Origin of the sequence: Luteimonas terricola (genome assembly GCF_004352845.1) — a bacterium.
GTDB classification, from domain to species: Bacteria; Pseudomonadota; Gammaproteobacteria; order Xanthomonadales; family Xanthomonadaceae; genus Luteimonas; species Luteimonas terricola.
The window spans coordinates 818642-844432 of the sequence record NZ_SJRX01000001.1 but is presented as its reverse complement, the minus strand read 5'-3'; the positions used below and the strand labels follow the sequence as shown (position 1 = coordinate 844432).

The window sequence follows — 25791 nt, the reverse complement described above, 5'->3', positions numbered from 1 at the left end:
CAAGTCAACCAACTTTCGAAGAGACAGCAATCATGGCCAAGGGTAAGTTCGAGCGCACCAAGCCCCACGTGAACGTGGGCACGATCGGTCACGTGGACCACGGCAAGACGACGCTGACGGCGGCGCTGACGAAGATCGGTGCGGAACGCTTCGGCGGCGAGTTCCACGCCTACGACGCGATCGACAAGGCGCCGGAAGAGAAGGCGCGCGGGATCACGATCTCGACCTCGCACGTCGAGTACGAATCGCCGACCCGCCACTATGCGCACGTCGACTGCCCGGGGCACGCCGACTACGTGAAGAACATGATCACCGGTGCGGCGCAGATGGACGGCGCGATCCTGGTGTGTTCGGCGGCCGACGGCCCGATGCCGCAGACGCGCGAGCACATCCTGCTGGCACGCCAGGTGGGCGTGCCGTACATCGTGGTGTTCCTGAACAAGGCCGACATGGTGGACGACGCCGAGCTGATGGAGCTCGTCGAGATGGAAGTGCGCGAGCTGCTGTCGAAGTACGACTTCCCGGGCGACGACACCCCGATCATCCAGGGTTCGGCGCTGAAGGCGCTGGAAGGCGACCAGTCGGACATCGGCGTGCCGGCGATCATCAAGCTGGTCGAGGCGCTGGACACGTGGATTCCGGAGCCCGAGCGTGACGTGGACAAGCCGTTCCTGATGCCGGTCGAGGACGTGTTCTCGATTTCGGGTCGCGGCACGGTGGTGACCGGTCGCATCGAGCGCGGGATCATCAAGGTGGGTGAGGAAATCGAGATCGTCGGCATCCGTCCGACCGTCAAGACGACCGTCACCGGCGTCGAGATGTTCCGCAAGCTGCTGGACCAGGGCCAGGCGGGCGACAATGCCGGCCTGCTGCTGCGCGGCACCAAGCGCGACGACGTGGAGCGCGGCCAGGTGCTGTGCAAGCCGGGTTCGATCAAGCCGCACACGGACTTCGAGGCCGAGGTGTACGTGCTGTCGAAGGACGAGGGCGGCCGCCACACGCCGTTCTTCAAGGGCTACCGTCCGCAGTTCTACTTCCGCACCACGGACATCACCGGCGCCTGCGAGCTGCCGGAGGGCGTGGAGATGGTGATGCCGGGCGACAACGTGAAGATGGTGGTGACGCTGATCAACCCGATCGCGATGGACGAGGGCCTGCGCTTCGCGATCCGCGAAGGCGGCCGGACCGTCGGCGCGGGCGTGGTTGCCAAGATCATCAAGTAAACCAGCGTATTCCGGCGGCCTTGCCGCCGTGATACGTGCTGCCGTTGATCCGGACCGGTGGTCCGGACAGCGCCAGTGGCCATCGGCTCACGCCGACGGCCTTTTTCGGGTTCCAGGTGTTGCGCTTTGTCCTGGAAGCCAGCTATAATCGTTGACCACTTCGGCGAACGCCCTCGGGCCTTCGCCGGAACTGCGAAATGAGGGGCAGGACGCACCTCGTTTTCGCCAGACAGGGAACATGTCGCGCGGCAGTACCCCGGTTCGTTCCGAAGCTTTTCGGGACATGACGAACCAGGGGAATCGTCGCGTTCGCTTCTCAGTCTGGGCGGGCCGGGTGACCGGCCTGCCTCGTTTTTTGCAGGGAAGGTTTCCGGCGCGCAGGGTTTTGGGCTCCGGAAATCATTGAATCCACATGGGGTTCCGCGCACCCAGCCGCGGGCCCGTCGCTCTTTCAACGAAGGAATTCCGTCATGGCGGACCAGAAAATCCGGATCCGGCTGAAGGCGTTCGATCATCGACTGATCGACCGTTCTGCCAGCGAGATCGTCGAAACGGCAAAGCGGACGGGTGCGCAGGTGCGCGGCCCGATCCCCCTGCCGACCAAGATCGAGCGTTACACGATCCTGACGTCCCCGCACGTCGACAAGGATGCGCGTGACCAGTACGAAACCCGCACGCACAAGCGCGTGCTTGACATCGTCGACCCCAACGACAAGACCGTGGACGCGCTGATGAAGCTCGAGCTCGCGGCCGGCGTCGACGTCCAGATCAAGCTGACCTGAGGCCGCTGACATGACTGCGAAGAAGTATTCGCTGGGTATCGTCGGCCGCAAGGCCGGCATGAGCCGGGTGTTCACCGAGGACGGCCAGTCCATCCCGGTGACCCTGATCGAAGCCACCCCGAACCGCATCACCCAGGTGAAGACCAGCGAGACCGACGGCTACAGCGCCGTGCAGGTCGCCGTCGGCAGCAAGCGCGCCGTGCTGGTGAACAAGCCCGAGGCCGGTCACCTGGCCAAGGCCAAGGTGGAAGCGGGTCGTGGCCTGTGGGAATTCCGCGTCGCCGACGACCAGATCGGCGGCTTCGAAGTGGGCGGCGAAGTCAAGGCCGACATCTTCGAAGTGGGCCAGATGGTCGACGTCGAGGGCGTGACCAAGGGCAAGGGCTTCCAGGGCACGATCAAGCGCTGGAACTTCAGCATGGGTGACGCGACGCACGGCAACTCGCTGTCGCACCGCTCGCCTGGCTCGATCGGCCAGCGGCAGACGCCGGGTCGCGTGTTCCCGGGCAAGAAGATGTCCGGTCACATGGGCGCCGTGCGCCAGAGCACGCAGAACCTCCAGGTGGTCCGGGTCGACGCCGAGCGCGGCCTGATCGCCGTGAAGGGTGCGGTTCCGGGCGCGCCGGGCGGAGACGTGATCGTACGTCCCGCGAGCAAGGCATAAGGGAGATGGCAATGGAACTCTCTATCACCGGTAGCAGCAACAAGATGTCGGTTTCCGACGTGGTCTTCGGCCGCGAGTTCAACCGGGACCTGGTCCACCAGGTCGTGGTTGCGTACCGCAACGCCGGCCGCGCCGGCACCAAGGCGCAGAAGACGCGCTCGGAAGTCAGCGGCACGACCAAGAAGTCGAAGAAGCAGAAGGGCGGCGGCGCGCGTCATGGCGCCCTGACGGCCCCGATCTTCGTCGGCGGCGGCGTGACGTTCGCGGCCAAGCCGCGCAGCTTCGAGCAGAAGGTCAACCGCAAGATGTACCGCGCGGCGATGTCGGCGATCCTGTCCGAGCTCAACCGCCAGGGCCGCCTGCAGGTCGTCGATTCCTTCGATGTCGAAGAAACGAAGACCAGTGGCCTGATCGAGAAGCTCAAGGGCTTCGATCTCGGCCGCCGGCCGCTGATCGTCACCGAGGACGCCTCGGAGCACCTGTACCTGTCGGCACGCAACCTGCCCTACGTCGAGATCCGCGACGTGCAGGGCCTGGACCCGGTTTCGCTGGTCGGTGCCGACAGCGTGCTGGTCACCGCCGACGCCGTGAAGAAGATCGAGGAGTGGCTGGCATGAACGACGCCAAGCTCTATGCACTGATCCGTGCGCCGCGCGTGTCCGAGAAGACCGCGCGCCTGCAGGAAGTGTCCAACCAGTACGCGTTCGAAGTGTCGACCGATGCCACCAAGGCCGACATCAAGACCGCCGTCGAGAAGCTGTTCGACGTCAAGGTCGAGTCGGTCAACGTGCTGAACGTGAAGGGCAAGCAGAAAGCCTTCCGCAACCGCAACGGCCGTCGCGGCGACTGGCGCAAGGCGTACGTGAAGCTCGCCGACGGCCAGTCGATCGACGTCATGAACGCCAAGGCCTGAGGAAGCTCCCATGCCATTGATGAAATTCAAGCCCACCTCTGCCGGTCGCCGCTCCGCCGTACGCGTGGTCGCGCCCGAGCTGCACAAGGGCGCCCCCTACGCACCGCTGCTCGAGCCGCAGAGCAAGACCGGTGGCCGCAACCATCACGGTCGCATCACCACCCGCCACATGGGCGGTGGGCACAAGCAGCACTACCGCATCATCGACTTCAAGCGCGACAAGGAAGGTATTCCCGCGCGCGTCGAGCGGCTCGAGTACGACCCCAACCGCACCGCGCACATCGCGCTGCTGCTGTACGTGGACGGTGAGCGCCGCTACATCATCGCGCCCAAGGGCCTGAAGGCCGGCGACCAGGTGATCGCGGGCAACGATGCCCCGATCCGCGCCGGCAACAGCCTGCCGCTGCGCAACATTCCGGTCGGTTCCACCGTGCACTGCATCGAGATGAAGCCGGGCAAGGGCGCGCAGATCGCCCGTGCCGCCGGTGCCGGCGTGCAGCTGGTGGCCCGCGAAGGCGTGTACGCGACCCTCCGCCTGCGTTCGGGCGAGATGCGCCGCGTGCCGAGCGAGTGCCGCGCCACCATCGGCGAAGTCGGCAACGTCGAGCACAACCTGCAGAAGCTGGGCAAGGCGGGCGCGAAGCGCTGGCGCGGCGTCAAGCCGACCGTGCGTGGCGCCGCCATGAACCCCGTCGACCACCCGCACGGCGGCGGCGAGGCCAAGGCCGGCCAGGGCAACCCGCATCCGGTCACCCCCTGGGGCGTGCCGACCAAGGGTTACAAGACCCGCCACAACAAGCGGACGCAGCAGTTCATCGTGCGCGATCGCAGGAGCTAATCGACCATGGCACGTTCACTCAAGAAGGGTCCGTTCGTCGACCACCACCTCGTCAAGAAGGTGGAAGCCGCGGGCAACACCAAGCGTCCGATCAAGACCTGGTCGCGCCGTTCGATGGTGCTTCCGGAGATGGTGGGCTTCACCATCGCCGTCCACAACGGTCGCAACCACGTCCCGGTGCTCGTCAACGAGAACATGGTCGGCCACAAGCTCGGCGAGTTCGCCCTGACCAGGACCTTCAAGGGTCATGGCGGCGACAAGAAGTCGCGTTAAGGAGATGACGATGGAAGCCAAGGCAATTCTGCGCTCCGTGCGCATCTCCCCGCAGAAGGCGCGACTGGTCGCCGACCAGGTCCGCGGCCTCTCGGCCGCGCGCGCCCTCGACCTGCTGAAGTTCAGCGACAAGAAGGCCGCGCACCTGATCTACAAGGTCGTGTACTCGGCCACGTCGAATGCCGAGAACAATCTCGGTGCCGACGTCGACGAACTCAAGGTCAAGACGATCATGGTCGACGAAGGCCCGACGCTGAAGCGCTTCATGGCGCGCGCCAAGGGTCGCGGCACGCGGATCCTCAAGCGCACCAGCCACATTACCGTCGTTGTCGGCGAGGGGAAGTAAGCATATGGGTCACAAAGTTCATCCCATCGGCTTCCGCCTGGGTGTTTCCAAGGACTGGAACTCCAAGTGGTACGCCGGCAAGAAGGATTACGCCGACTACCTGGTTTCGGACCTGAAGGTCCGCGAGATGCTTCGCAAGAAGCTCGCCGCGGCCGGCATCAGCAAGATCCTGATCGAGCGTCCCTCGAAGTCCGCGCGCGTCACGATCCACACCGCCCGTCCGGGCGTGGTGATCGGCAAGCGCGGCGAGGACATCGAGAAGCTGCGCAAGGAAGTCAGCGCGATGATGGGCGTCCCGGCGCACATCAACGTCACCGAGGTCCGCAAGCCGGAGCTCGACGCGCAGCTGGTCGCCGAGTCGATCGCGCAGCAGCTCGAGCGCCGCATCATGTTCCGCCGCGCCATGAAGCGCGCCGTCGGCAACGCGATGCGCCTGGGCGCGCTGGGCATCAAGGTCAACGTCGGTGGTCGCCTGAACGGCGCCGAGATCGCGCGTTCGGAGTGGTACCGCGAAGGCCGCGTGCCGCTGCACACGCTTCGCGCCGACGTCGATTACGGCTTCGCCGAGGCGAAGACCCAGTACGGCATCATCGGAATCAAGACATGGGTCTACAAGGGCGAGATCTTCGACTTCGCCCAGGTCGGCCAGGAAAAGCAGGACGATTCGCCGCGTGGCGAGCGTGGCGACCGCGGTGATCGCGAGCGTCCGCGCGGCCCGCGTCGTGATCGCGAGGCGAGGGACTAAGTCATGCTGCAACCCAAGCGAACCAAATACCGCAAGATGCACAAGGGCCGCAACGACGGCCTGGCCTGGAGCGGCAACGCCGTCAGCTTCGGCGAGTTCGGCCTCAAGGCCACTCAGACCGGCCAGCTGACCGCTCGCCAGATCGAGTCCGCGCGTCGTGCCATCAGCCGCCACGTAAAGCGCGGCGGCAAGATGTGGATCCGCGTGTTCCCCGACAAGCCGATCAGCAAGAAGCCGATCGAAGTCCGCATGGGCTCGGGCAAGGGCAACGTGGAGTTCTGGGTCGCCCAGATCCAGCCCGGCCGCATGATCTACGAGATCGAGGGCGTCGACGAGGCGACCGCACGCGAGGCGTTCCGCCTGGCTGCCGCCAAGCTCTCGGTCACCACCACTTTCGTGACCCGGACGGTGCGCTGATGGACATCAAGGAACTCCGCCAGAAGTCTTCGGACGATCTGAAGGCGCACCTTCTCGAGCTGCAGAAAGAGCAGTTCTCGCTGCGCATGCAGAAGGCGACCGGCCAGCTCGCCAAGACCCACGACGCCCGTCGGGTACGCCGCGAGATCGCTCGCGTCAATACCCTGCTCGGCGCGAAGCAGTAAGGACCGGGCAGACATGACCGAAAACACCGAAAAGAAGCTGCGCACGGTCGAAGGCCGCGTTGTCAGCAACAAGATGGACAAGACCGTGACGGTGCTCGTAGAGCGCCAGGTCAAGCACGCGCTGTACGGCAAGTACATCCGTCGCTCGACCAAGCTGCACGCGCACGACGCCGAGAACTCCTGCAGCGAGGGCGATACCGTCCGCGTCGTGGAGATCGCGCCGATGTCCAAGACCAAGAACTGGCGCGTCGTCGAGATCGTCGCGCGCGCGGCTGAATAAGGAGGCTCCGAAATGATCCAGATGCAGAGCCACCTCGGCGTGGCCGACAACTCCGGCGCCAAGGAAGTGATGTGCATCAAGGTGCTGGGCGGCTCCAAGCGCCGCTACGCCGGCATCGGCGACATCATCAAGGTGTCCGTCAAGGACGCCATCCCGCGCGGCAAGGTCAAGAAGGGCGAAGTCTACGACGCCGTCGTGGTGCGCACCCGCAAGGGTGTTCGCCGTCCCGACGGTTCGCTGATCCGCTTCGACGGCAACGCCGCCGTGCTGCTCAACAACAAGCAGGAGCCGATCGGCACCCGCATCTTCGGGCCTGTGACCCGCGAGCTGCGCTCCGAGAAGTTCATGAAGATCGTCTCGCTCGCACCCGAAGTGCTCTGAGCCGGTCGAAGAGGAAGCCAACATGAACCGTATCAAGAAGGGTGACCGCGTGATCGTCACCGCCGGCAAGGACAAGGGCAAGCAGGGCGAGGTGGTCCGGGTGCTCGGCGACAAGGTCGTCGTCTCCAACGTGAACATCATCAAGCGCCATACCAAGCCCAATCCCCAGGCCAACCAGCCCGGTGGCGTGATCGAGCGCGAAGCGCCGGTCGACGCGTCGAACGTGATGCACTTCAACCCTGCCAGCGGCAAGGGCGAGCGCATTGGTACCAAGATCCTCGAGGATGGACGCCGCGTACGCGTGTTCCGCTCGAGCGGTGAGGCGATTGACGCCTGAGGAATGTGAAATGACGACCCGCCTGGAAAAGTTCTACAAGGAAGAAGTGGTGCCGAAGCTCACCGAGCAGTTCGGCTACACCAATCCGATGCAGGTTCCGCGCCTGAGCAAGATCACGCTCAACATGGGCGTGGGTGAGGCTGCCGCAAACAAGAAGGTGCTCGAGCACGCCACCGCCGACATGGCCAAGATCTCCGGCCAGAAGGCGCTGGTGACGAAGTCGCGCGTCTCGGTGGCGTCGTTCAAGATCCGCGACGGCTGGCCGATCGGCTGCAAGGTCACGCTGCGCCGCGCCCGGATGTACGAGTTCTTCGACCGCCTGGTCAACGTCGCGCTGCCGCGCGTCCGCGACTTCCGCGGCGTGTCGGCCCGGTCGTTCGACGGCCGTGGCAACTACAACATGGGCGTGAAGGAGCAGATCATCTTCCCGGAGGTCGACTTCGACCAGGTCGATGCCCTGCGTGGCATGGACATCGCCATCACCACCACGGCGAAGACCAACGAGGAAGCCAAGGCGCTGCTCGAAGCCTTCCGCTTCCCGTTCCGCTAACAGACCTCAGGACACCACACTATGGCAAAGACCTCGATGGTCAACCGCGAAGTGAAGCGCGCGAAGCTGGCGAAGAAGTTCGCCGCCAAGCGCGACGAGCTGAAGAAGATCGTCAGCAGCGAGTCGGCGAGCTACGAGGAAAGGATGGACGCCGCGGTCAGGCTGCAGAAGCTGCCCCGCGACTCCTCGCCCTCGCGCCAGACCACCCGCTGCGCGCTGACCGGCCGTCCGCGCGCCGTGTACAAGAAGTTCGGCCTGGGCCGCAACAAGCTGCGCGAAGCCACCATGCGTGGCGACGTGCCCGGCCTGCGCAAGGCCAGCTGGTAACAGTAGTACGCCGGCCCGCCGGGCCGGTTTCAACGAATTCGCAATCCCGCGGATATCGGTGCACTCAAAGGTAACAATCAATGAGCATGACTGATCCCATCGCCGATATGCTGACCCGCATGCGCAATGCGGCGGCTGTTGGCAAGCCGACGGTGAAGATGCCGTCCTCCAAGACCAAGGTGGCCATCGCCAAGGTGCTGCAGGACGAAGGCTACATCGCAGGCGCGCGCGTGACCGAGAACGGCGCCAAGGCCGAGCTCGAGATCGAGCTGAAGTATTACGAGGGCCGTCCGGTCATCGAGCGCATGCAGCGCATTTCGCGCTCGGGCCTGCGCCATTACCGTGGCAAGTCCGAGCTGCCGAAGGTCCTCAACGGCCTCGGCATCGCCATCATCTCCACCTCGAAGGGCATCATGACCGATACGCAGGCGCGCCAGCAGGGCGTCGGCGGCGAGGTTCTGTGCTTCGTGGCCTAAGGGAGTCACCGCAATGTCCCGAATTGCCAAGAAGCCGATCGCCCTCCCGAAGGGCGTCGAGCTGAAGATCCAGGACGGTACCGTCGCGACCAAGGGCCCGAAGGGCCAGCTGTCGATGGCGATGCCGGCCGGCGTCGAGTTCAAGATGGAAGACGGCCAGGCCGTGCTGTCGCCGGCGACCCCGGCCGACATGGCCGTCACCGGCACCATGCGCTCGGTGATCGCCAACATGGTGCAGGGCGTCTCCGAAGGCTTCGAGCGCAAGCTCGAGCTGGTCGGCGTCGGCTACCGCGCCGCCATGCAGGGCCAGGACCTGAACCTGCAGCTGGGCTTCTCCCATCCGGTGCTGTTCAAGCCGCCGGCGGGGATCACCATCAGCACGCCGACCCAGACCGAGATCGTGGTCAACGGCGCCGACAAGCAGCAGGTCGGCGAGGTTGCCGCCAAGATCCGCGGCTACCGTCCGCCGGAGCCGTACAAGGGCAAGGGCGTCAAGTACGCCGGCGAGAACATCATCCGCAAGGAAGCCAAGAAGGCCTGATCGGCCTTCAGCTTTCGGAGAACGAGACCATGCAGAAGAAAATTGCCCGCCTGCGCCGCGCCAAGTCCACGCGCGCGCACATCCGCGAACTCGGCGTCCCGCGCCTGTCGGTGCTGCGCACCGGCCAGCACCTGTACGCGCAGCTGTTCAGCGCCGACGGTTCGAAGGTCCTGGCCGCGGCCAGCACCACCCAGGCCGACGTCCGCGACGGCTTGAAGAACGGCCGCAACACCGAGGCCGCGACCAAGGTCGGCCGCACGATCGCCGAGAAGGCCAAGGCCGCCGGTATCGATACGGTTGCCTTCGATCGCTCCGGTTACAGGTATCATGGCCGGATCAAGGCCCTGGCCGACGCCGCGCGCGAAGGCGGCCTGCAGTTCTAGGCGTCAAGCCAATGTGTTGAAAGGGTGGGGCACCGTCCCCACCCTTTGCCACCTGCCGATGCGGGCTGCATCGGTCGCCTCCCGGCTTCTGCCCGGGGCCGCGGTCCACCGATCCACACCACAACCATAAGCGGCCACGAGCCGTACATCCTTCAACTACACAGGCAGTATCGAAATGGCAGAAGAACGCGCTCCGCGCGGCCGCGACCGCGACCGCAACCGCGAGGAAATGGACGACGGCATGATCGAGAAGCTGATCACGGTCAACCGTGTCAGCAAGACGGTCAAGGGTGGCCGCCAGTTCACCTTCACCGCGCTCACCGTGGTCGGCGACGGCGCCGGCAAGGTCGGCTTCGGCTATGGCAAGGCCCGCGAGGTCCCGGTCGCCATCCAGAAGTCGATGGAGCAGGCCCGCCGGAACATGACCAGCGTGCACCTCAACGGCGGCACGCTGTACCACACGGTGAAGGCCGGCCACGGCGCCGCCCGCGTGTTCATGCAGCCTGCGTCCGAAGGTACCGGCGTGATCGCCGGTGGCGCCATGCGCGCCGTGCTCGAGGCCGTCGGCGTGAAGGACGTGCTTGCCAAGGCCGTCGGCTCGCGCAACCCGATCAACCTCGTCCGCGCCACGGTCAAGGGCCTGGCCGGCATGCATTCGCCTGGCGACATCGCCGCCAAGCGCGGCAAGAAGGTGGAGGACATCGTCCATGGCTAAGAACGAAGCCGGTACCGGCACCGTCAAGGTGCGCCTGGTCAAGGGCCTGCGCGGCGCGCAGGGCAAGCACCGCCTCTCCGTCCGGGCCCTGGGTCTGGGCAAGCTCAACAGCGTCCGCGAACTGAAGGACAGCCCCCAGGTCCGTGGCCTCATCAACAAGGTCCACTACCTGGTCCGGGTCGAGGAATAAGCACATGAAGCTCAACACCATGCAGCCCGCAGAGGGCGCCCGCACCGATCGCAAGCGCGTCGGCCGCGGTATCGGCTCCGGGCTCGGCAAGACCGCCGGCCGTGGCCACAAGGGTTCCTTCGCCCGTTCGGGCAAGGGCAAGATCAAGGCCGGCTTCGAAGGCGGCCAGATGCCGCTGCGCAAGCGCCTGCCCAAGGTCGGCTTCCGTTCGCGCATCGCCGGCGACACCGCCGAGGTCATGCTGTACCAGCTCGAGCGCCTGGAAGGCGACATCGACTTCAAGGCGCTGCGCGCCGCGAAGCTGGTGCCGGCCACGGCCAAGCGCGCCAAGATCGTGCTGCGGGGCGAAGTCACCAAGGCCCTGGTGCTGAAGGGCGTGCTGGCCACGGCCGGCGCGCGCGCGGCGATCGAAGCCGCCGGCGGCAAGGTCGAGGAGTAAGCAGCGCATGGCACGCAGCGGCAGCGCAATGGGGGGCATGGGCGGGCTCGGCAAGTTCACCGAGCTGCGCCAGCGCCTGCTGTTCGTCCTCGGCGCGTTGATCGTCTACCGCGTCGGGTGCTACATCCCGGTGCCGGGCGTCAATCCCGATGCCATGCTGCGCCTGATGGAGCAGACCGAAGGCACTATCGTGGACATGTTCAACATGTTCTCCGGCGGTGCCCTCGAGCGCTTCAGCCTGTTCGCGCTCAACGTGATCCCCTACATCTCGGCCTCGATCATCATCCAGATGCTGGTGCAGATCGTGCCGAGCCTGAAGGCGATCCAGAAGGAAGGCGAGTCCGGCCGCCGTCGTATCACGCAGTGGTCGCGCATCGGCGCGATCCCGCTGGCGGTGTTCCAGGCGGCGGGCATCGCGACGATGCTCCAGAGCCAGGGCGTGGCCTATGCCCCGGGCCTCGGCTTCATCCTCACCGCGGTCATCGCGCTGACCGCCGGCACCATGTTCCTGGTCTGGCTGGGCGAGCAGGTGACCGAGCGCGGCGTCGGCAACGGCGTGTCGCTGATCATCTTCGCCGGCATCGTGGCGGGACTTCCGAGCGCGGTGATCACCACGTTCGAGGCCGCCCGCAACGGCGACATGAGCCCGATCGCGGTGATCCTGATCGCGTTGATCGTGGCGGCCTTCACCTATTTCGTGGTGTTCGTCGAGCGTGGCCAGCGCCGGATCACGGTGAACTACGCGCGCCGCCAGGGCGGTCGCAACGCGTACATGAACCAGAGCTCGTTCCTGCCGCTCAAGCTCAACATGGCCGGCGTGATTCCGGCGATCTTCGCCTCGTCGATCATCATGTTCCCGGCCACGGCTTCGACCTGGTTCAGCCAGGCGGGTTCGGCGACCTGGCTGCAGCGGGTGAGCCAGGCGCTGTCGCCGGGCGAACCGCTCTACATCCTGCTGTACGCGGGCCTGATCGCCGGCTTCACGTTCTTCTACACGGCGCTGGTCTTCAACTCCCAGGAGACCGCGGACAACCTGAAGAAGTCCGGCGCGCTGATTCCGGGCATCCGCCCGGGCAAGGCCACGGCCGACTACATCGACGGCGTGCTGACCCGGCTCACTGCTGCGGGCGCCACCTACCTGGTGCTGGTCTGCCTGCTGCCGGAGTTCATGCGTACCGAGCTCAATGCTTCGTTCTATTTCGGCGGCACGTCGCTGCTGATCGTGGTGGTGGTGGTGATGGACTTCATTTCCCAGATCCAGGCCCACCTGATGTCGCACCAGTACGAGAGCCTGCTGAAAAAGGCCAACCTCAAGGGTGGCGCGCGCGGCTTGCCGCGCGGCTGAAGATTCAACACGGATCCCGAGGTGCCCGGCGTTGCCGGAGTCTCCGGGGGATCCAGGCCCGACCGTCCCACGGCCGGGCCTTGATGGGCGACCTGCGCGGCGGTCCCGCACGCAGGTGGTTCCCAGGCCAGTCCCGGCGCCAGAGTAGCGCCGGGCGGGCAGGGCCCCGAAAGGGGTCCGGTCCAGCCGGGAACCGTCGCCGGAGCATGGGCACACTCCCCATGCCGGGCTTGCTGGACGCCTTTGGCGGCCGCGGGCTTCCTTGCATCCCGGGATCCTGATACAATTTCTTGTTCACTGCGCCGGATTACCCGTCCGGCCGCCCCAATCAGTTGGAGATCCGCGCATGGCGCGTATTGCAGGTGTCAACCTGCCTGCCCAGAAGCACGTCTGGGTCGGGCTGCAAAGCATCTACGGCATTGGCCGTACCCGTTCGAAGAAGGTCTGCGAAGCCGCAGGCGTGTTGTCGAGCATCAAGATCCGCGACCTGTCGGAGCCGGACGTCGAGCGCCTGCGCGCCGAGGTCGGCAAGTACGTGGTCGAGGGCGACCTGCGCCGCGAGATCGGCATGGCCATCAAGCGCTTGATGGACCTGGCCTGCTACCGCGGCCTGCGCCATCGCCGTGGCCTCCCCCTGCGCGGCCAGCGCACCCGGACCAATGCACGCACCCGCAAGGGTCCGCGCAAGGCCATCAGGAAATAAGGAACCACGACCATGGCCAAGCCGGCAGCCAAGCCGAAGAAGAAGATCAAGCGCGTCGTCACCGACGGCGTTGCCCACGTCCACGCTTCGTTCAACAACACCATCATCACGATCACCGACCGTCAGGGCAACGCGCTCTCGTGGGCGACTTCGGGCGGCGCGGGTTTCCGCGGTTCGCGCAAGTCCACCCCGTTCGCCGCCCAGGTCGCCGCGGAGAAGGCCGGCAAGGCCGCCCTCGACTACGGCGTGAAGTCTCTTGAAGTCCGCATCAAGGGCCCGGGTCCGGGTCGCGAGTCGGCCGTCCGGTCGCTCAACAACGTGGGCTACAAGATCACCAACATCATCGACGTGACGCCAATCCCGCACAACGGGTGCCGTCCGCCGAAGAAGCGTCGCGTCTAAGGGGGCGATAAGAAATGGCTCGTTATATCGGTCCCACCTGTAAGCTCGCCCGCCGCGAAGGCGCCGACCTCGGTCTGAAGTCGCCCGCGCGCGCCCTTGATTCGAAGTGCAAACTCGAGCAGAAGCCCGGCCAGCACGGCGCCGGAACCGGCGCGCGTCGCAGCAAGCTCTCCGACTACGCCCTCCAGCTTCGCGAGAAGCAGAAGGTCAAGCGTATCTACGGCCTGCTGGAGCGCCAGTTCCGCAACTACTACAAGAAGGCCTCGACCAAGAAGGGCAACACCGGCGAGAACCTGCTGCAGCTGCTGGAAACCCGCCTCGACAACGTCGTGTACCGCATGGGCTTCGCTATCACCCGCCCGGCCGCGCGCCAGCTGGTTTCGCATCGCGGCGTCACGGTCAACGGCAAGCCCGTGAACCTGCCGTCCTACCAGGTCAAGGCCGGCGACGCGATCGCGCTGTCGGAGAAGGCCCAGAAGCAGATGCGCGTCCAGGAAGCCCTGACGGTGTCCTCCACCATGGACCTGTCGCCTTCCTGGGTCGAGGTCGACTCGAAGAAGTTCAGCGGCGTGTTCAAGGCGGTCCCCGACCGCGGCGACCTGCCCGCCGACATCAACGAAGCGCTGATCGTCGAGCTGTACTCGAAGTAATTCACCCGGCCCGCCGGCGGATGCCGGCAGGCCTCAGGAGACACGAAACATGACGGTTACCGCCAACCAGGTCCTGCGCCCGCGTGGCCCCCAGATCGAACGCCTCGCCGGCAACCGCGCGAAGGTCGTGATCGAGCCGCTCGAGCGCGGTTACGGCCATACGCTCGGCAACGCCCTGCGCCGCGTGCTGCTGTCGTCGATTCCCGGCTTCGCCATTACCGAGGTCGAGATCGATGGCGTGCTGCACGAATACAGCACCATCGAAGGCCTGCAGGAAGACGTGCTCGAGGTGCTCCTCAACCTCAAGGACGTCGCCATCCGCATGGGCACCGGCGACAGCTCCACGCTCACCCTGACCAGGTCCGGTCCGGGCGTCGTGACCGCCGCCGACATCAAGACCGACCACAACGTCGAAGTGCTCAACGGCGAGCACGTGATCTGCCATCTGACCAAGGATGCGTCGATCAACATGCGCCTGAAGATCGAGCGTGGCTTCGGCTACCAGCCGGCGTCCGCACGCCGCCGTCCGGACGAGGAGACCCGCGCCATCGGTCGCCTGATGCTGGACGCGTCGTTCTCGCCGGTCCGCCGCGTTGCGTACGAGGTCGAAGCCGCCCGTGTCGAACAGCGCACCGACCTCGACAAGCTGGTGATCGACATCGAGACCAACGGCACGATCGACGCCGAGGAGGCCGTGCGCACCGCCGCCGACATCCTCACCGACCAGCTGAGCGTCTTCGGTGACTTCACCCGCCGCGAGGGCAACGACCAGAAGGCCCAGACCCCGGGCGTGGATCCGGTGCTGCTGCGCCCGATCGACGACCTCGAGCTGACGGTGCGTTCGGCCAACTGCCTCAAGGCCGAGAGCATCTACTACATCGGCGACCTGATCCAGAAGACGGAAGTCGAGCTGCTCAAGACCCCGAACCTCGGCAAGAAGTCGCTCACCGAGATCAAGGAAGTGCTGGCCCAGCGTGGCCTCTCGCTCGGCATGAAGCTCGAGAACTGGCCGCCGGCCGGTGTCTCGGCGCACGGCATGCTCGGCTAAGACAAGACAGACAGGAACCAAGACCATGCGCCACCAGAAATCCGGCCGGAAGTTCAGCCGCACCAGCGCACACCGCGATGCCATGTTCACCAACATGGCGGCGTCGCTGCTCAAGCACGAGCTGATCAAGACCACGCTCCCGAAGGCCAAGGAGCTCCGCCGCGTCGCCGAGCCGCTGATCACCATGGGCAAGACCGACGGCGTCGCGAACCGCCGCCTGGCCTTCTCGCGCCTGCGCGACAAGGAAGCCGTGGGCAAGCTGTTCGTCGAACTGGGCCCGCGCTACCGCGAGCGTCCGGGCGGCTACCTCCGCATCCTCAAGTGCGGCTTCCGCGACGGCGACAACGCGCCGATGGCCTATGTCGAGCTCGTCGACCGGCCGCAGGCGTCCGCCGAGTAATCACGGCGGCGTTTCGCATGCACCAACCCCGGCCATGTGCCGGGGTTTTTGCTATCTTGGCGTCCGTTTCGCGTGAGCCGACCGATGACCCTGAACCCGTTCCGCTGGACCTTCCGCATGCAGTGCCTGGCCGGCTTCGCGAGCTGCGCGGCGTTGATCGGCTTCGCGATCTTTTCCCAGTTCGCCTGGGGGCTGGAACCGTGCCCGATGTGCATCTTCCAGCGGATCGCGTTCGCGGCCCTGGGCCTGGTGTTCCTGGTTGCCGGGCTGCACGCGCCGCGCTCGGGCGGGGGCAGGGCGGTCTATGGCGTGCTCGGCTTCCTGGCCGCCGCCGTGGGCATGGCCATCGCCGGGCGCCACGTCTGGATCCAGCACAATCCGCCTGAGATCCCCGGCTGCGGTCCGCCGCTGTCATTTCTGCAGGAAACGATGTCGACCGGCAACGTGATCCGCAAGGTCCTGACCGGCAGCGGCGACTGCGGCAGCGTCGACTGGACCTTCCTTGGCCTGTCGATGCCGGCCTGGAGCCTGGTCTGGTTCGTGCTGCTGGCCGTCCTGTTCGTGACCGCCGCGTTCATGCGCCGGCGGCGCCGCAGCTACCGCTGACCGGCATTGCGATATGCCGCCCCGGGGCGGATGATGGACGTCGCTGCAGTGCAACACTGACGAATCCGATGCCCGCCAACGAACGCAACCTCCATCCCGTGAACCTGGCTCCAGACTGGAGCCCGGACAGCTGGCGCACGCGCACCGCGTTGCAGATGCCGGTGTATCCCGATGCCGGGGAGCTGGCGCGCGTGCAGGACGAGCTGCATGCGCTGCCTCCGCTGGTGACCTCGTGGGAGATCATGGCGCTCAAACAGCAGCTGGCCGAGGCCCAGGAGGGGCGGCGCTTCCTGCTCCAGGGCGGCGACTGCGCGGAGAACTTCGCCGACTGCAACTCGGCGGTGATCTCGAACCGCCTGAAGGTGCTGCTGCAGATGAGCCTGGTGCTGGTGCACGGCCTGCGCCTGCCGGTGGTGCGCGTCGGCCGGTTTGCCGGCCAGTACGCCAAGCCCCGTTCGGCCGACACCGAGTCCCGCGACGGCACCACGCTGCCCACCTATCGTGGCGACATGGTCAATGCGCCCGAGTTCACCGCCGCCGCCCGCATTCCGGATCCGCGACGCATGGTGAAGGCGCACGCGCGCTCGGCGATGACCATGAACTTCGTGCGCTCCCTGATCGATGGCGGCTTCGCCGACCTGCACCATCCCGAGTACTGGGACCTGGGCTGGGTCGGGCATTCGCCGCTGGCCGAGGACTACCAGCGCATGGTCGGCAACATCGGCGAGGCCGTGCGTTTCATGGAGACGCTGTCGGGCACCGAGGTGCACAACCTCAACCGCGTCGACTTCTTCACCTCGCACGAAGCGCTGCTGCTGCCGTACGAGGAGGCGTTCACGCGCCAGGTGCCGCGGCAGTGGGGCTGGTTCAACCTCAGCACCCACTTCCCGTGGATCGGCATGCGCACCGCCGCCATCGGCGGCGCCCACGCGGAGTATTTCCGCGGTATCCGCAACCCCATCGCGGTGAAGGTCGGGCCCACGGTCGCGCCCGACGAACTGCTGCGCCTGATCGACCTGCTCAACCCCGATGACGAGCCGGGGCGCCTGAGCCTGATCTGCCGCATGGGCGCGCCGCGGGTCGCGGACCGGCTGCCGCCCCTGCTGGATGCGGTGAAGCGCGACGGGCGCCGCGTGCTCTGGATCTGCGATCCGATGCACGGCAATACCGAGTCCACCAGCAACGGCTACAAGACCCGCCGCTTCGACAACATCCGCAGCGAGATCGAGCAGACCTTCGACCTGCACGTCGCGGCCGGCACGCGCCTCGGTGGCGTGCACCTCGAGCTCACCGGCGAGGACGTGACCGAATGCACCGGCGGCGCGCGCGACCTGGGCGAGATCGACCTCGAGCGCGCCTACCGGTCGTCGGTCGACCCGCGGCTCAACTACGAGCAGTCGCTGGAAATCGCGATGGCGATCGTGCGCAAGCAGGCGCAGCTGAAGCCGCCGATCAAGGCCTGAGCGGCGTCCGCGTTGCACGGTAAGCGCGCGTCTGACGCGGTGCCGCTCTAGAGCAACCGGGCCTGCACCGGTGCGAGGGGAAGCGGCGCGCCGGTCAAGGGCCACGCGGCCAGCGCCTCGTAGCGGCCGCCGGGGTTGAACAGCAGCTCGAAGCGCTCCACGCACAGCACCTCGTCGCCGCAGGCGATGTCCTCAAGCCACGACTGCGCGGGCAAGCCGCGTTCGAGATAGGCCAGAGTCACGTGTGGCTGCGTCGTCACCTGCAGCGGGCGAATGCCGCATCGGCGGATGGCGTCGCGGGTCGCGTCGCACAGCGCCTGGAGCTCGGGACTGGCATGGGGCAGCGCGACGACAGCCCCGGACTGCGGCCAGTACGCCACGCGTTCGACCTCGAACCCATGTGCTGGAATGTGCCGCGCAGCCGCCGCGAAGGCGTCGAACAGCGCGGGCGTCACCAGGTCACGGGCGTCGTAACCGATGAAGCACAGGGTCGCGTGCCATTGGTCCGGACGGCGCAGCTGCAAGCGCCGCCCGTCGGCCGGCTGGGTGACCTGGAGCCTGGCCGCAAGCGCGGCCAGGCGTTCGCGGCCATCGGCATCCGGCCGCCAGCCGGGAAACAGCGCCTGGCTCACGCCGCGCGGCTGGCCCGCTTGCGGTCGCTTTCGCTGAGGTGCTTCTTGCGCAGGCGGATTTCCTTCGGGGTGACTTCGACCAGCTCGTCGTCCTCGATGAAGTCCAGGGCCTGCTCGAGCGTGTACTTGATCGCCGGCGTCAGCTTGATCGCGTCGTCCTTGCCCGAGGCACGCATGTTGGTCAGCGGCTTGGTCTTGATGGCATTGACGGTGAGATCGTTGTCCTTCGAGTGGATGCCGATCAGCTGGCCCTCGTAGACGTTGTCGCCCTCGGCCGCGAACAGCTTGCCGCGCTCTTCCAGCGGCCCGAGCGAGTAGGCCGGGGTGGCGCCGGCGGCGTTGGCGATCATCACGCCGTTGCTGCGCTTGGCGATCGCGCCCTGTTCCTTCGGGCCGTAATGGTCGAAGACATGGAACAGCAGGCCGGTGCCCTGGGTCAGGGTCTTGAACTCGTTCTGGAAACCGATCAGGCCGCGGGCCGGGATCATGTAGTCCAGCCGCACACGGCCCTTGCCGTCGGACTCCATGTTCTTGAGCTGGCCCTTGCGGATGCCCAACTTCTCCATCACGCCACCCTGGTGCACTTCCTCGATGTCGACCACCAGCTGCTCGACCGGCTCCATCTGCTGGCCGTCGATTTCCTTGATGATGACTTCGGGGCGCGACACGGCCAGTTCGAAACCTTCGCGGCGCATGGTCTCGATCAGCACCGACAGGTGCAGCTCGCCGCGGCCGGAGACCAGGAACTTGTCCGGGTCCGAGCCTTCCTCGATCTTGAGCGCGACGTTGTGCAGCGTCTCGCGCTCCAGGCGCTCGCGGATCTGGCGGCTGGTGATGAACTTGCCGCCGCTGCGGTCCTTGTTGCCGGCGAAGGGCGAGTTGTTGACCTGGAAGGTCATGCTGATGGTCGGCTCGTCGACGGTCAGCGCGGGCAGCGCCTCCGGCCTATCGAGCGCGCAAACGGTGTCGGAGATCGACAGGTCGGCGACGCCGGAGAGGGCGAGGATGTCGCCGGCCTTGCCTTCATCGACTTCGACGCGCTCCAGGCCCAGGAAGCCCAGCACCTGTAGCACCTTGCCCTGGCGCTTCTTGCCGTGGCGGTCGACCACGCTCACCGGCATGTTGGTCCGCACCGTGCCGCGCTGGATGCGGCCGATGCCGATCAGGCCGACGAAGTTGTTGTAGTCCAGCTGGCTGATGCGCATCTGGAACGGGCCGTCCGGGTCCACCGTGGGCGCCGGCACGTGCTTCATGATCGCTTCGTACAGCGGAGTCATGTCGCCGTCGCGGACGCTGTCGTCCAGGCTGGCGTAGCCATGCAGCGCCGAGGCGTAGACGATCGGGAAGTCGAGCTGCTCGTTGGTGGCGCCGAGCTTGTCGAACAGGTCGAACACCTGGTCGATCACCCAGTCAGGGCGCGCGCCCGGGCGGTCGATCTTGTTGACCACCACGATCGGGTTGAAGCCCATCGCGAACGCCTTCTGGGTCACGAAGCGCGTCTGCGGCATCGGGCCGTCCATCGCGTCGACCAGGATCAGCACCGAGTCGACCATCGACAGCACCCGCTCGACCTCGCCACCGAAGTCGGCGTGTCCAGGGGTGTCGACGATGTTGATGCGGTTGCCATTCCAGTTGATGGCGGTGTTCTTGGACAGGATCGTGATGCCACGTTCCTTTTCCTGGTCGTTGCTGTCCATCATCCGCTCGGCGGTCACCGTGCGTTCGTTGAACGTGCCGGACTGCTTGAGAAGGCAATCGACGAGGGTGGTCTTGCCGTGGTCGACGTGGGCGACGATGGCGATATTGCGGAGGCGTTCGATGGACATCGGGGAAACCGCACCTCGTGCCTTCTTGGGGCAGGGCGCACAGGGCCTGTGACGGGAAGCCGGACATTATACTGTGCCTTGCCTCCCGCCACATAGTGTTGCAATGCGGCGGCAGTGGCTCCACTTCAGGTCCGTGGCCGGGGCGACCCCCCGTCCGAGCGCCTCCCGACCCCTCCCCAGGAATCCCGACATGTCCCTGAACGCAGTTTTCGACACCGGCCGTGGCCAGATCAAGGTCGAGCTCTACCCCGACCAGGCCCCGCTGACCGTGGCCAACTTCGTCAACCTCGCCAAGCGCGGGTTCTACGACGGCCTCAACTTCCACCGCGTGATCCCGGACTTCATGGTCCAGGGCGGCTGCCCCAAGGGCACCGGCACCGGCGGCCCCGGCTACAAGTTCGAGGACGAGGCCAACAACGGCGTGAAGCACGACCGCGGCGTGCTGTCCATGGCCAACGCCGGCCCGAACACCAATGGCAGCCAGTTCTTCATCACCCACATCAAGACCGACTGGCTGGACGGCAAGCACACCGTCTTCGGCAAGGTCACCGAGGGCCTGGACGTGGTGGACGCCGTCAAGCAGGGCGACGCCATCAAGTCGGTGAAGATCGAGGGCGACGCCGATGCCGTGCTGGCCGCGAAGGCGGACCGCGTCACCGAGTGGAACCGGATCCTGGCGGCCTGAGCCACCGGCCCCCGCGGGGCGCGATGCTAGAATAAGCGGCTGCAACCGGCGCTTTCCGGGCCTTCCCGGCGCGCCCCGCCACTCCACTTCCCGAGGTTCCCGCAATGCCCCAGCTTGCCCAGCGCATGGGTCGCGCCAAGCCCAGCGCGATCATGGTCGTGGCCGAGACGGCCCAGCGCCTGAAGGCCGAAGGCCGCGACATCATCAGCTTCTCGATCGGTGTCCCCAACTTCCTGCCCGGCGAACACGTCTACGCCGCCGCGCGACAGGCGCTGGAGGCCGATTCCGGCCAGTACGGCAAGAACCGCGGCGCCGACGCCGTGCTCGACGCCTTCATCGGCCACCTCGGCCGCCTGGGCCTCGATGGCTACACCCGCGCCAACTGCGCCACGGGCGTCGGCGCCAAGCACATCCTCTACAACCTGGCCGAGGCATTGCTCGACGAGGGCGACGGCCTCGCCTTCGCCACGCCGTACTGGACCAGCTACATGGACATCGCCGAGATCGTCGGCGCCGACATCCAGCTGCTGCCGTGCCCGGCGGAGCAGGACTACAAGCTCACCCCGGACCAGCTCGACGCCGCGCTGGCGAAGAAGCCGAAGGTGTTCCTGTTCAACAACCCGTCCAACCCGACGGGCATGGTCTACACGAAGGACGAGATCGCGGCGCTGGCCGACGTCGTCGTCCGCCATCCCGACACCTGGATCGTCACCGACGACATCTACAACATGATGGTGTTCGACGGCGTCGGCTACCACAACTTCGTGCACGCGCGCCCCGAACTGCGCGATCGCGTGATCTTCGTGGATTCGCTGTCCAAGACCTATGGCATGCCGGGCTGGCGCGTCGGCCTGATGGCCGGCCCCGAGGTCGTGGCCCAGGCGGTGACGATCATGAATTCGAACCACATCACCAGTCTCCCGGAAGTGGTTTCGGCCGCCGCCGTCGCGGCGCTGTCCGGCCCGCAGGACGTCCCGGTCGAGCGCTGCGCCGAGTTCCAGGCCAAGCGCGACCAGGTCGTGGCCGCGCTCAATGCCATTCCCGGCGTGGTCTGCCCGGTGCCGCAGGGCGCGTTCTATGCCTTCCCCGACATCAGCGTCGCCTTCGGCAAGTCGCACTCGGGCAAGGTGATCGACAACGATGTCGAGTTCTGCGCGGCACTGCTCGAAGCCAAGGGCGTGGCCTGCGTGCCGGGCTCGGCCTTCGGCGAGCCGCGCGGCCTGCGCATCAGCTACACCTGTCCGACGCCGCAGCTGGCGCCGGGCCTTGCGCGGATCCAGGAATTCTTCGCCGAACTGTCCTGAGTCCGCGCGCGAACCACACTCCACGAACCCACAGCACGCCCGGAGCCACCCACATGAAGACCCCCGTCCGAGTTGCCGTCACCGGCGCCGCCGGCCAGATCGGTTACGCCCTCCTGTTCCGCATCGCCTCCGGCGAGATGCTGGGCAAGGACCAGCCCGTCATCCTGCAGCTGCTGGAGCTGCCGCTCGAGAAGGCCCAGGCCGCACTCCGGGGCGTGATGATGGAGCTCGAGGACTGCGCCTTCCCGCTGCTGGCGGGCATGGTCGGCACCGATGATGCCGAGGTCGCGTTCAAGGACGCCGACATCGCCCTGCTGGTCGGCGCGCGCCCGCGCGGCCCGGGCATGGAGCGCAAGGACCTGCTGCTCGAGAACGCCAAGATCTTCACCGCCCAGGGCGTGGCACTGAACAAGGTCGCCAGCCGCGACGTCAAGGTGCTGGTGGTTGGCAACCCGGCCAATACCAACGCCTATATCGCGATGAAGTCGGCCCCGGACCTGAAGGCCGCGAACTTCACCGCCATGCTGCGCCTGGACCACAACCGTGCGCTGAGCCAGCTCGCCAACAAGGCCGGCGTGGCCGTGGGCGACATCGAGAAGCTGGTGGTCTGGGGCAACCACAGCCCGACCATGTATCCCGACTACCGCTTCGCGACCGTCAAGGGCGAATCGCTGAAGGACCGGATCAACGACGCCGACTGGAACGCCAACGCCTTCATCCCGCAGGTCGGCAAGCGCGGCGCGGCGATCATCGAAGCGCGCGGCCTGTCCTCGGCGGCGTCGGCGGCCAATGCCGCCATCGACCACGTCCGCGACTGGGTGCTGGGTTCGAGCGGCAAGTGGGTGACCATGGGCGTGCCGTCCGACGGCAGCTACGGCATTCCCGAGGGCGTGATCTACGGCGTGGCGGTGACCACGGAGAACGGCGAGTACACCCGCGTCGAGGGCCTGGAGGTCGACGGGTTCAGCCGGGCCGCGATGGACAAGACGCTGGCCGAGCTCGAGGAAGAGCGCGCGGGCGTGGCGCACCTGCTGGGCTGAGCCTGCGCCGCCGCTGTTCGCGGAAAGCCGGGCCCAGCGCCTGGCTTTTTCGTGGTCCATCTCCCGACTCCGGGGAAACGGTTTCGACGAGGAGTGTTTGCTTCCTTCGCTACGGCTCGCCGTGACCTGGAGGGCCCCGCCGCGGCCTCCCGGCCACGGCAGGGCTCGACTTCGGCTGCAATGCGCAGGTTCGCGGGCTTTTCTCCCGGGCCACCGCGTACTGCTGCGCACCGGGTGCCAAGGCCCTTGAGAGCGAAGTCAAGGAGGAGGCGCTGGCCGCAGGCCAGCGCCGGGGGACATGAGCACTCAAGGGCCTTGGTACCCGGCATCCGGCGCCCGCGCTGTATCAATGGCGCGCCATTCCCTCAAATCGGAGAAGAGCTTTTTCGTCGGCGGCATCGGCCGCCCGGCCGCCGGTGGTCGATGCCGCGGGCGACCTTGTGCAAGGGCACGGCGCGCGCCCGGTTAGAATGGCGCGCCCAGCACGAACCAGGATCGCCATGTCCGAGCCGACCTCCGCAGGCGCGCGCTTCCGCGCCGCCGTCGCCGAAGAATCCCCCCTGCAGGTGATGGGTGCCATCACCGCCTATGCCGGCCTGATGGCGAAGCGCACCGGCTACAAGGCGCTGTATCTGTCCGGCGGCGGCGTGGCCGCCAACTCGCTGGGCATGCCCGACCTCGGCATCAGCACCATGGAAGACGTGCTGATCGACGCGCGCCGCATCGTCGACGCCACCGGCCTCCCGCTGCTGGTCGACATCGACACCGGCTGGGGCGGGGCGTTCAACATCGCCCGCACCGTCCGCAGCTTCGAGCGCGCCGGCGTGGCCGCCGTGCACATGGAGGACCAGGTCGGCCAGAAGCGCTGTGGCCATCGCCCCAACAAGGAGGTGGTGCCGACGCAGGAGATGGTCGATCGCGTGAAATCCGCGGTGGACGGCCGCACCGATGCCGGCTTCGTGGTCATGGCGCGCACCGACGCCGCCGCGGTCGAGGGCATCGATTCCGCGATCGAGCGCGCGATCGCGTACGTCGAGGCGGGCGCGGACATGATCTTCCCCGAGGCGATGAAGACGCTGGACGACTACCGTCGCTTCAAAGAGGCGGTGAAGGTGCCGATCCTCGCCAACCTCACCGAGTTCGGCTCGACCCCGTTCTTCACGACCGACGAACTGCGCGGTGCGGGCGTCGACATCGCCCTGTACTGCTGCGGCGCCTACCGCGCCATGAACAAGGCGGCGCTGAACTTCTACGAGACCGTGCGCCGCGAGGGCACGCAGAAGAACATCGTCGACACCCTGCAGACGCGCAGCGAGCTGTACGACTTCCTGGGCTACCACGCCTACGAAGAGAAGCTCGACGCGCTGTTCTCGAAGGACTGAGCGCGTCTCCGCGCCGATCCCACTGCCTAGACGGAGCAACGACCAGATGAGCGAAACCCCGAGCACCCTGCCCAAGCCGAAGAAGTCGGTGGCCCTGTCGGGCACCGCCGCCGGCAACACCGCGTTGTGCAGCGTCGGTCGCAGCGGCAACGACCTGCATTACCGCGGCTACGACATCACGCAGTTCGCGACCGTCGCCGAGTTCGAGGAGGTGGCCTACCTGCTGGTGCACGGCAAGCTGCCGTCGAAGCCGGAACTTGCCGGCTACAAGGCGAAGCTGAAGTCGCTGCGTGGCATCCCGGCCGCGGTCAAGGCCGCGCTGGAAGAGCTCCCGCCCTCGGCGCACCCGATGGACGTGATGCGCACCGCCGTCTCTGTGCTGGGCTGCGTGGCGCCCGAGAAGGACGACCACAACCACCCCGGCGCGCGCGACATCGCCGACAAGCTGATGGCTTCCCTGGGCTCGATGCTGCTGTACTGGTACCACTACAGCCACAACGGCCGGGTCATCGACGTCGAGACCGACGACGACTCCATCGGTGGCCACTTCCTGCACCTGCTGCACGGCGAACCGCCGCCGGAGTCGTGGGTGCGCGCGATGCACACCTCGCTGATCCTCTACGCTGAGCACGAGTTCAATGCATCGACCTTCGCATCGCGCGTGATCGCGGGCACCGGCAGCGACATGCATTCCTGCATCACCGGCGCCATCGGCGCGCTGCGCGGGCCCAAGCACGGCGGTGCCAATGAGGTCGCGTTCGAGGTGCAGAAGCGGTACGACACGCCCGACGAGGCCGAGGCCGACATCCGTGAGCGCGTTGGCCGCAGGGAAGTCGTGATCGGCTTCGGCCATCCCGTGTACACCGTCGGCGATCCGCGCAACGGCATCATCAAGGAGGTTGCGAAGGAGCTGTCGGACGCGCAGGGCGACACCCGCATGTACGCCATCGCCGAGCGCCTGGAGTCGGTGATGTGGGACATCAAGAAGATGTTCCCGAACCTCGACTGGTTCAGCGCGGTGAGCTACCACATGATGGGCGTGCCGACGGCCATGTTCACCCCGCTGTTCGTGATCGCACGCACCAGCGGCTGGAGTGCGCACGTGATCGAGCAGCGCATCGACGGCAAGATCATCCGCCCCAGCGCCAATTACACCGGCCCCGAGAATCGCGATTGGGTGCCGATGGCCGACCGCGACTGATCGCCCCGGAGCGGGCTTGAGAAAACGGCGCCACGTGGGCGCCGTTTTTGTTCCTGCAGTGCGCCCAGACCTGTAGGAGCAGCTACAGCTGCGACCTCC

Annotated in this window: 37 protein-coding genes; 35 read left to right on the top strand and 2 right to left on the bottom strand. The window is 66.6% G+C overall.

Translation table 11 applies throughout. The features are described 5' to 3' along the window. Positions 1–32: 32 nt before the first annotated feature. From tuf to E2169_RS03815, 30 genes are all read left to right on the top strand, one after another. Positions 33–1223, top strand: a complete 1191-nt coding sequence (tuf, locus tag E2169_RS03960) for an elongation factor Tu (RefSeq protein ID WP_132985273.1) — start codon at positions 33–35, stop codon at positions 1221–1223. A gap of 470 nt (positions 1224–1693) precedes the next feature. Next, positions 1694–2005 (top strand): 30S ribosomal protein S10, encoded by a 312-nt coding sequence (gene rpsJ / locus E2169_RS03955; RefSeq protein WP_024891232.1) that lies wholly within the window; start codon positions 1694–1696, stop codon positions 2003–2005. 10 nt (positions 2006–2015) lie between these two features. Then, entirely contained in the window at positions 2016–2669 is a 654-nt protein-coding gene (gene rplC, locus E2169_RS03950; protein WP_132985272.1) for a 50S ribosomal protein L3, read from the top strand. Between the two features lie 11 nt (positions 2670–2680). After that, positions 2681–3286, top strand: a complete 606-nt coding sequence (gene rplD / locus E2169_RS03945) for a 50S ribosomal protein L4 (protein WP_132985271.1) — start codon at positions 2681–2683, stop codon at positions 3284–3286. Beyond that, positions 3283–3582: a 50S ribosomal protein L23 gene (rplW, locus tag E2169_RS03940; RefSeq protein WP_132985270.1), complete on the top strand. Its 300-nt coding sequence runs from the start codon at positions 3283–3285 to the stop codon at positions 3580–3582. Before rplD ends, rplW begins: the two co-directional genes overlap by 4 nt. A 10-nt stretch (positions 3583–3592) precedes the next feature. Beyond that, complete coding sequence (gene rplB, locus E2169_RS03935) at positions 3593–4420, top strand: 50S ribosomal protein L2 (RefSeq protein ID WP_132985269.1); 828 nt, start codon at positions 3593–3595, stop codon at positions 4418–4420. A 6-nt stretch (positions 4421–4426) separates the two neighbouring features. Next, positions 4427–4693 carry a 30S ribosomal protein S19 gene (gene rpsS, locus E2169_RS03930; RefSeq protein ID WP_132985268.1) on the top strand — a complete coding sequence of 89 codons (267 nt, stop codon included), beginning with the start codon at positions 4427–4429 and terminating at the stop codon, positions 4691–4693. 10 nt (positions 4694–4703) lie between these two features. Next, the gene (gene rplV / locus E2169_RS03925) at positions 4704–5039 is read left to right on the top strand and encodes a 50S ribosomal protein L22 (RefSeq protein WP_132985267.1); all 336 of its coding nucleotides are present in this window, start codon (positions 4704–4706) and stop codon (positions 5037–5039) included. A gap of 4 nt (positions 5040–5043) precedes the next feature. Next, positions 5044–5784, top strand: a complete 741-nt coding sequence (gene rpsC / locus E2169_RS03920; RefSeq protein ID WP_132985266.1) for a 30S ribosomal protein S3 — start codon at positions 5044–5046, stop codon at positions 5782–5784. A 3-nt stretch (positions 5785–5787) separates the two neighbouring features. Then, complete coding sequence (rplP, locus tag E2169_RS03915; protein WP_132985265.1) at positions 5788–6201, top strand: 50S ribosomal protein L16; 414 nt, start codon at positions 5788–5790, stop codon at positions 6199–6201. Further along, complete coding sequence (gene rpmC / locus E2169_RS03910; RefSeq protein WP_132985264.1) at positions 6201–6386, top strand: 50S ribosomal protein L29; 186 nt, start codon at positions 6201–6203, stop codon at positions 6384–6386. Before rplP ends, rpmC begins: the two co-directional genes overlap by 1 nt. 13 nt (positions 6387–6399) lie before the next feature. Continuing rightward, positions 6400–6666 (top strand): 30S ribosomal protein S17, encoded by a 267-nt coding sequence (gene rpsQ, locus E2169_RS03905; protein ID WP_132985263.1) that lies wholly within the window; start codon positions 6400–6402, stop codon positions 6664–6666. A gap of 12 nt (positions 6667–6678) precedes the next feature. After that, complete coding sequence (rplN, locus tag E2169_RS03900) at positions 6679–7047, top strand: 50S ribosomal protein L14 (protein WP_132985262.1); 369 nt, start codon at positions 6679–6681, stop codon at positions 7045–7047. 22 nt (positions 7048–7069) lie between these two features. Next, a complete protein-coding gene (gene rplX, locus E2169_RS03895) occupies positions 7070–7384 on the top strand; it encodes a 50S ribosomal protein L24 (protein WP_132985261.1) in 315 nt (104 codons plus the stop codon). A gap of 10 nt (positions 7385–7394) precedes the next feature. Further along, positions 7395–7934, top strand: coding sequence for a 50S ribosomal protein L5 (gene rplE, locus E2169_RS03890; RefSeq protein WP_132985260.1), 540 nt, complete (start codon positions 7395–7397; stop codon positions 7932–7934). A gap of 21 nt (positions 7935–7955) precedes the next feature. After that, a complete protein-coding gene (gene rpsN, locus E2169_RS03885; protein ID WP_132985259.1) occupies positions 7956–8261 on the top strand; it encodes a 30S ribosomal protein S14 in 306 nt (101 codons plus the stop codon). A gap of 80 nt (positions 8262–8341) precedes the next feature. Next, a complete protein-coding gene (gene rpsH, locus E2169_RS03880) occupies positions 8342–8737 on the top strand; it encodes a 30S ribosomal protein S8 (protein WP_132985258.1) in 396 nt (131 codons plus the stop codon). Between the two features lie 13 nt (positions 8738–8750). Further along, on the top strand, positions 8751–9278 hold the full coding sequence (gene rplF / locus E2169_RS03875) for a 50S ribosomal protein L6 (RefSeq protein WP_132985257.1): 528 nt from the start codon (positions 8751–8753) through the stop codon (positions 9276–9278). 29 nt (positions 9279–9307) lie between these two features. Further along, entirely contained in the window at positions 9308–9661 is a 354-nt protein-coding gene (gene rplR / locus E2169_RS03870) for a 50S ribosomal protein L18 (protein ID WP_132985256.1), read from the top strand. A gap of 175 nt (positions 9662–9836) precedes the next feature. Beyond that, positions 9837–10376 (top strand): 30S ribosomal protein S5, encoded by a 540-nt coding sequence (gene rpsE / locus E2169_RS03865; protein WP_132985255.1) that lies wholly within the window; start codon positions 9837–9839, stop codon positions 10374–10376. Beyond that, positions 10369–10566, top strand: a complete 198-nt coding sequence (rpmD, locus tag E2169_RS03860) for a 50S ribosomal protein L30 (protein WP_132985254.1) — start codon at positions 10369–10371, stop codon at positions 10564–10566. Before rpsE ends, rpmD begins: the two co-directional genes overlap by 8 nt. A gap of 4 nt (positions 10567–10570) precedes the next feature. Continuing rightward, positions 10571–11005 carry a 50S ribosomal protein L15 gene (gene rplO, locus E2169_RS03855; RefSeq protein WP_132985253.1) on the top strand — a complete coding sequence of 145 codons (435 nt, stop codon included), beginning with the start codon at positions 10571–10573 and terminating at the stop codon, positions 11003–11005. A gap of 7 nt (positions 11006–11012) precedes the next feature. Further along, a complete protein-coding gene (gene secY, locus E2169_RS03850; protein WP_132985252.1) occupies positions 11013–12350 on the top strand; it encodes a preprotein translocase subunit SecY in 1338 nt (445 codons plus the stop codon). Between the two features lie 346 nt (positions 12351–12696). Further along, a complete protein-coding gene (gene rpsM, locus E2169_RS03845; RefSeq protein ID WP_132985251.1) occupies positions 12697–13053 on the top strand; it encodes a 30S ribosomal protein S13 in 357 nt (118 codons plus the stop codon). A gap of 12 nt (positions 13054–13065) precedes the next feature. Beyond that, a complete protein-coding gene (rpsK, locus tag E2169_RS03840) occupies positions 13066–13455 on the top strand; it encodes a 30S ribosomal protein S11 (protein WP_132985250.1) in 390 nt (129 codons plus the stop codon). A 14-nt stretch (positions 13456–13469) separates the two neighbouring features. Beyond that, entirely contained in the window at positions 13470–14105 is a 636-nt protein-coding gene (gene rpsD / locus E2169_RS03835; protein WP_132985249.1) for a 30S ribosomal protein S4, read from the top strand. 49 nt (positions 14106–14154) lie between these two features. Then, positions 14155–15153, top strand: coding sequence for a DNA-directed RNA polymerase subunit alpha (locus tag E2169_RS03830; RefSeq protein ID WP_132985248.1), 999 nt, complete (start codon positions 14155–14157; stop codon positions 15151–15153). Between the two features lie 25 nt (positions 15154–15178). After that, positions 15179–15553: a 50S ribosomal protein L17 gene (gene rplQ / locus E2169_RS03825; protein WP_132985247.1), complete on the top strand. Its 375-nt coding sequence runs from the start codon at positions 15179–15181 to the stop codon at positions 15551–15553. Positions 15554–15643: 90 nt separating this feature from the next. Next, positions 15644–16159, top strand: a complete 516-nt coding sequence (locus tag E2169_RS03820) for a disulfide bond formation protein B (RefSeq protein ID WP_132985476.1) — start codon at positions 15644–15646, stop codon at positions 16157–16159. A gap of 68 nt (positions 16160–16227) precedes the next feature. Further along, positions 16228–17622 (top strand): class II 3-deoxy-7-phosphoheptulonate synthase, encoded by a 1395-nt coding sequence (locus E2169_RS03815; protein ID WP_132985246.1) that lies wholly within the window; start codon positions 16228–16230, stop codon positions 17620–17622. Positions 17623–17669: 47 nt separating this feature from the next. On the opposite strand, the gene E2169_RS03810 is transcribed toward E2169_RS03815, so the two are convergent. Both E2169_RS03810 and typA read right to left on the bottom strand, forming a co-directional pair. Then, positions 17670–18254, bottom strand: coding sequence for a 2'-5' RNA ligase family protein (locus tag E2169_RS03810; protein WP_132985245.1), 585 nt, complete (start codon positions 18252–18254; stop codon positions 17670–17672). Beyond that, on the bottom strand, positions 18251–20080 hold the full coding sequence (gene typA / locus E2169_RS03805; RefSeq protein ID WP_132985244.1) for a translational GTPase TypA: 1830 nt from the start codon (positions 20078–20080) through the stop codon (positions 18251–18253). The genes E2169_RS03810 and typA overlap by 4 nt, the downstream gene beginning before the upstream one ends. A gap of 190 nt (positions 20081–20270) precedes the next feature. Between typA and E2169_RS03800 the strand changes: the two genes are divergently transcribed. From E2169_RS03800 to prpC, 5 genes are all read left to right on the top strand, one after another. Beyond that, positions 20271–20765 (top strand): peptidylprolyl isomerase, encoded by a 495-nt coding sequence (locus E2169_RS03800; RefSeq protein WP_132985243.1) that lies wholly within the window; start codon positions 20271–20273, stop codon positions 20763–20765. 104 nt (positions 20766–20869) lie between these two features. Next, positions 20870–22069, top strand: a complete 1200-nt coding sequence (locus E2169_RS03795; RefSeq protein WP_132985242.1) for an aminotransferase class I/II-fold pyridoxal phosphate-dependent enzyme — start codon at positions 20870–20872, stop codon at positions 22067–22069. Positions 22070–22122: 53 nt separating this feature from the next. Continuing rightward, positions 22123–23109 carry a malate dehydrogenase gene (locus tag E2169_RS03790; RefSeq protein WP_132985241.1) on the top strand — a complete coding sequence of 329 codons (987 nt, stop codon included), beginning with the start codon at positions 22123–22125 and terminating at the stop codon, positions 23107–23109. A 500-nt stretch (positions 23110–23609) separates the two neighbouring features. Then, complete coding sequence (gene prpB / locus E2169_RS03785) at positions 23610–24491, top strand: methylisocitrate lyase (protein ID WP_132985240.1); 882 nt, start codon at positions 23610–23612, stop codon at positions 24489–24491. 46 nt (positions 24492–24537) lie between these two features. Beyond that, a complete protein-coding gene (gene prpC / locus E2169_RS03780) occupies positions 24538–25692 on the top strand; it encodes a bifunctional 2-methylcitrate synthase/citrate synthase (RefSeq protein WP_132985239.1) in 1155 nt (384 codons plus the stop codon). Positions 25693–25791: the final 99 nt, after the last annotated feature.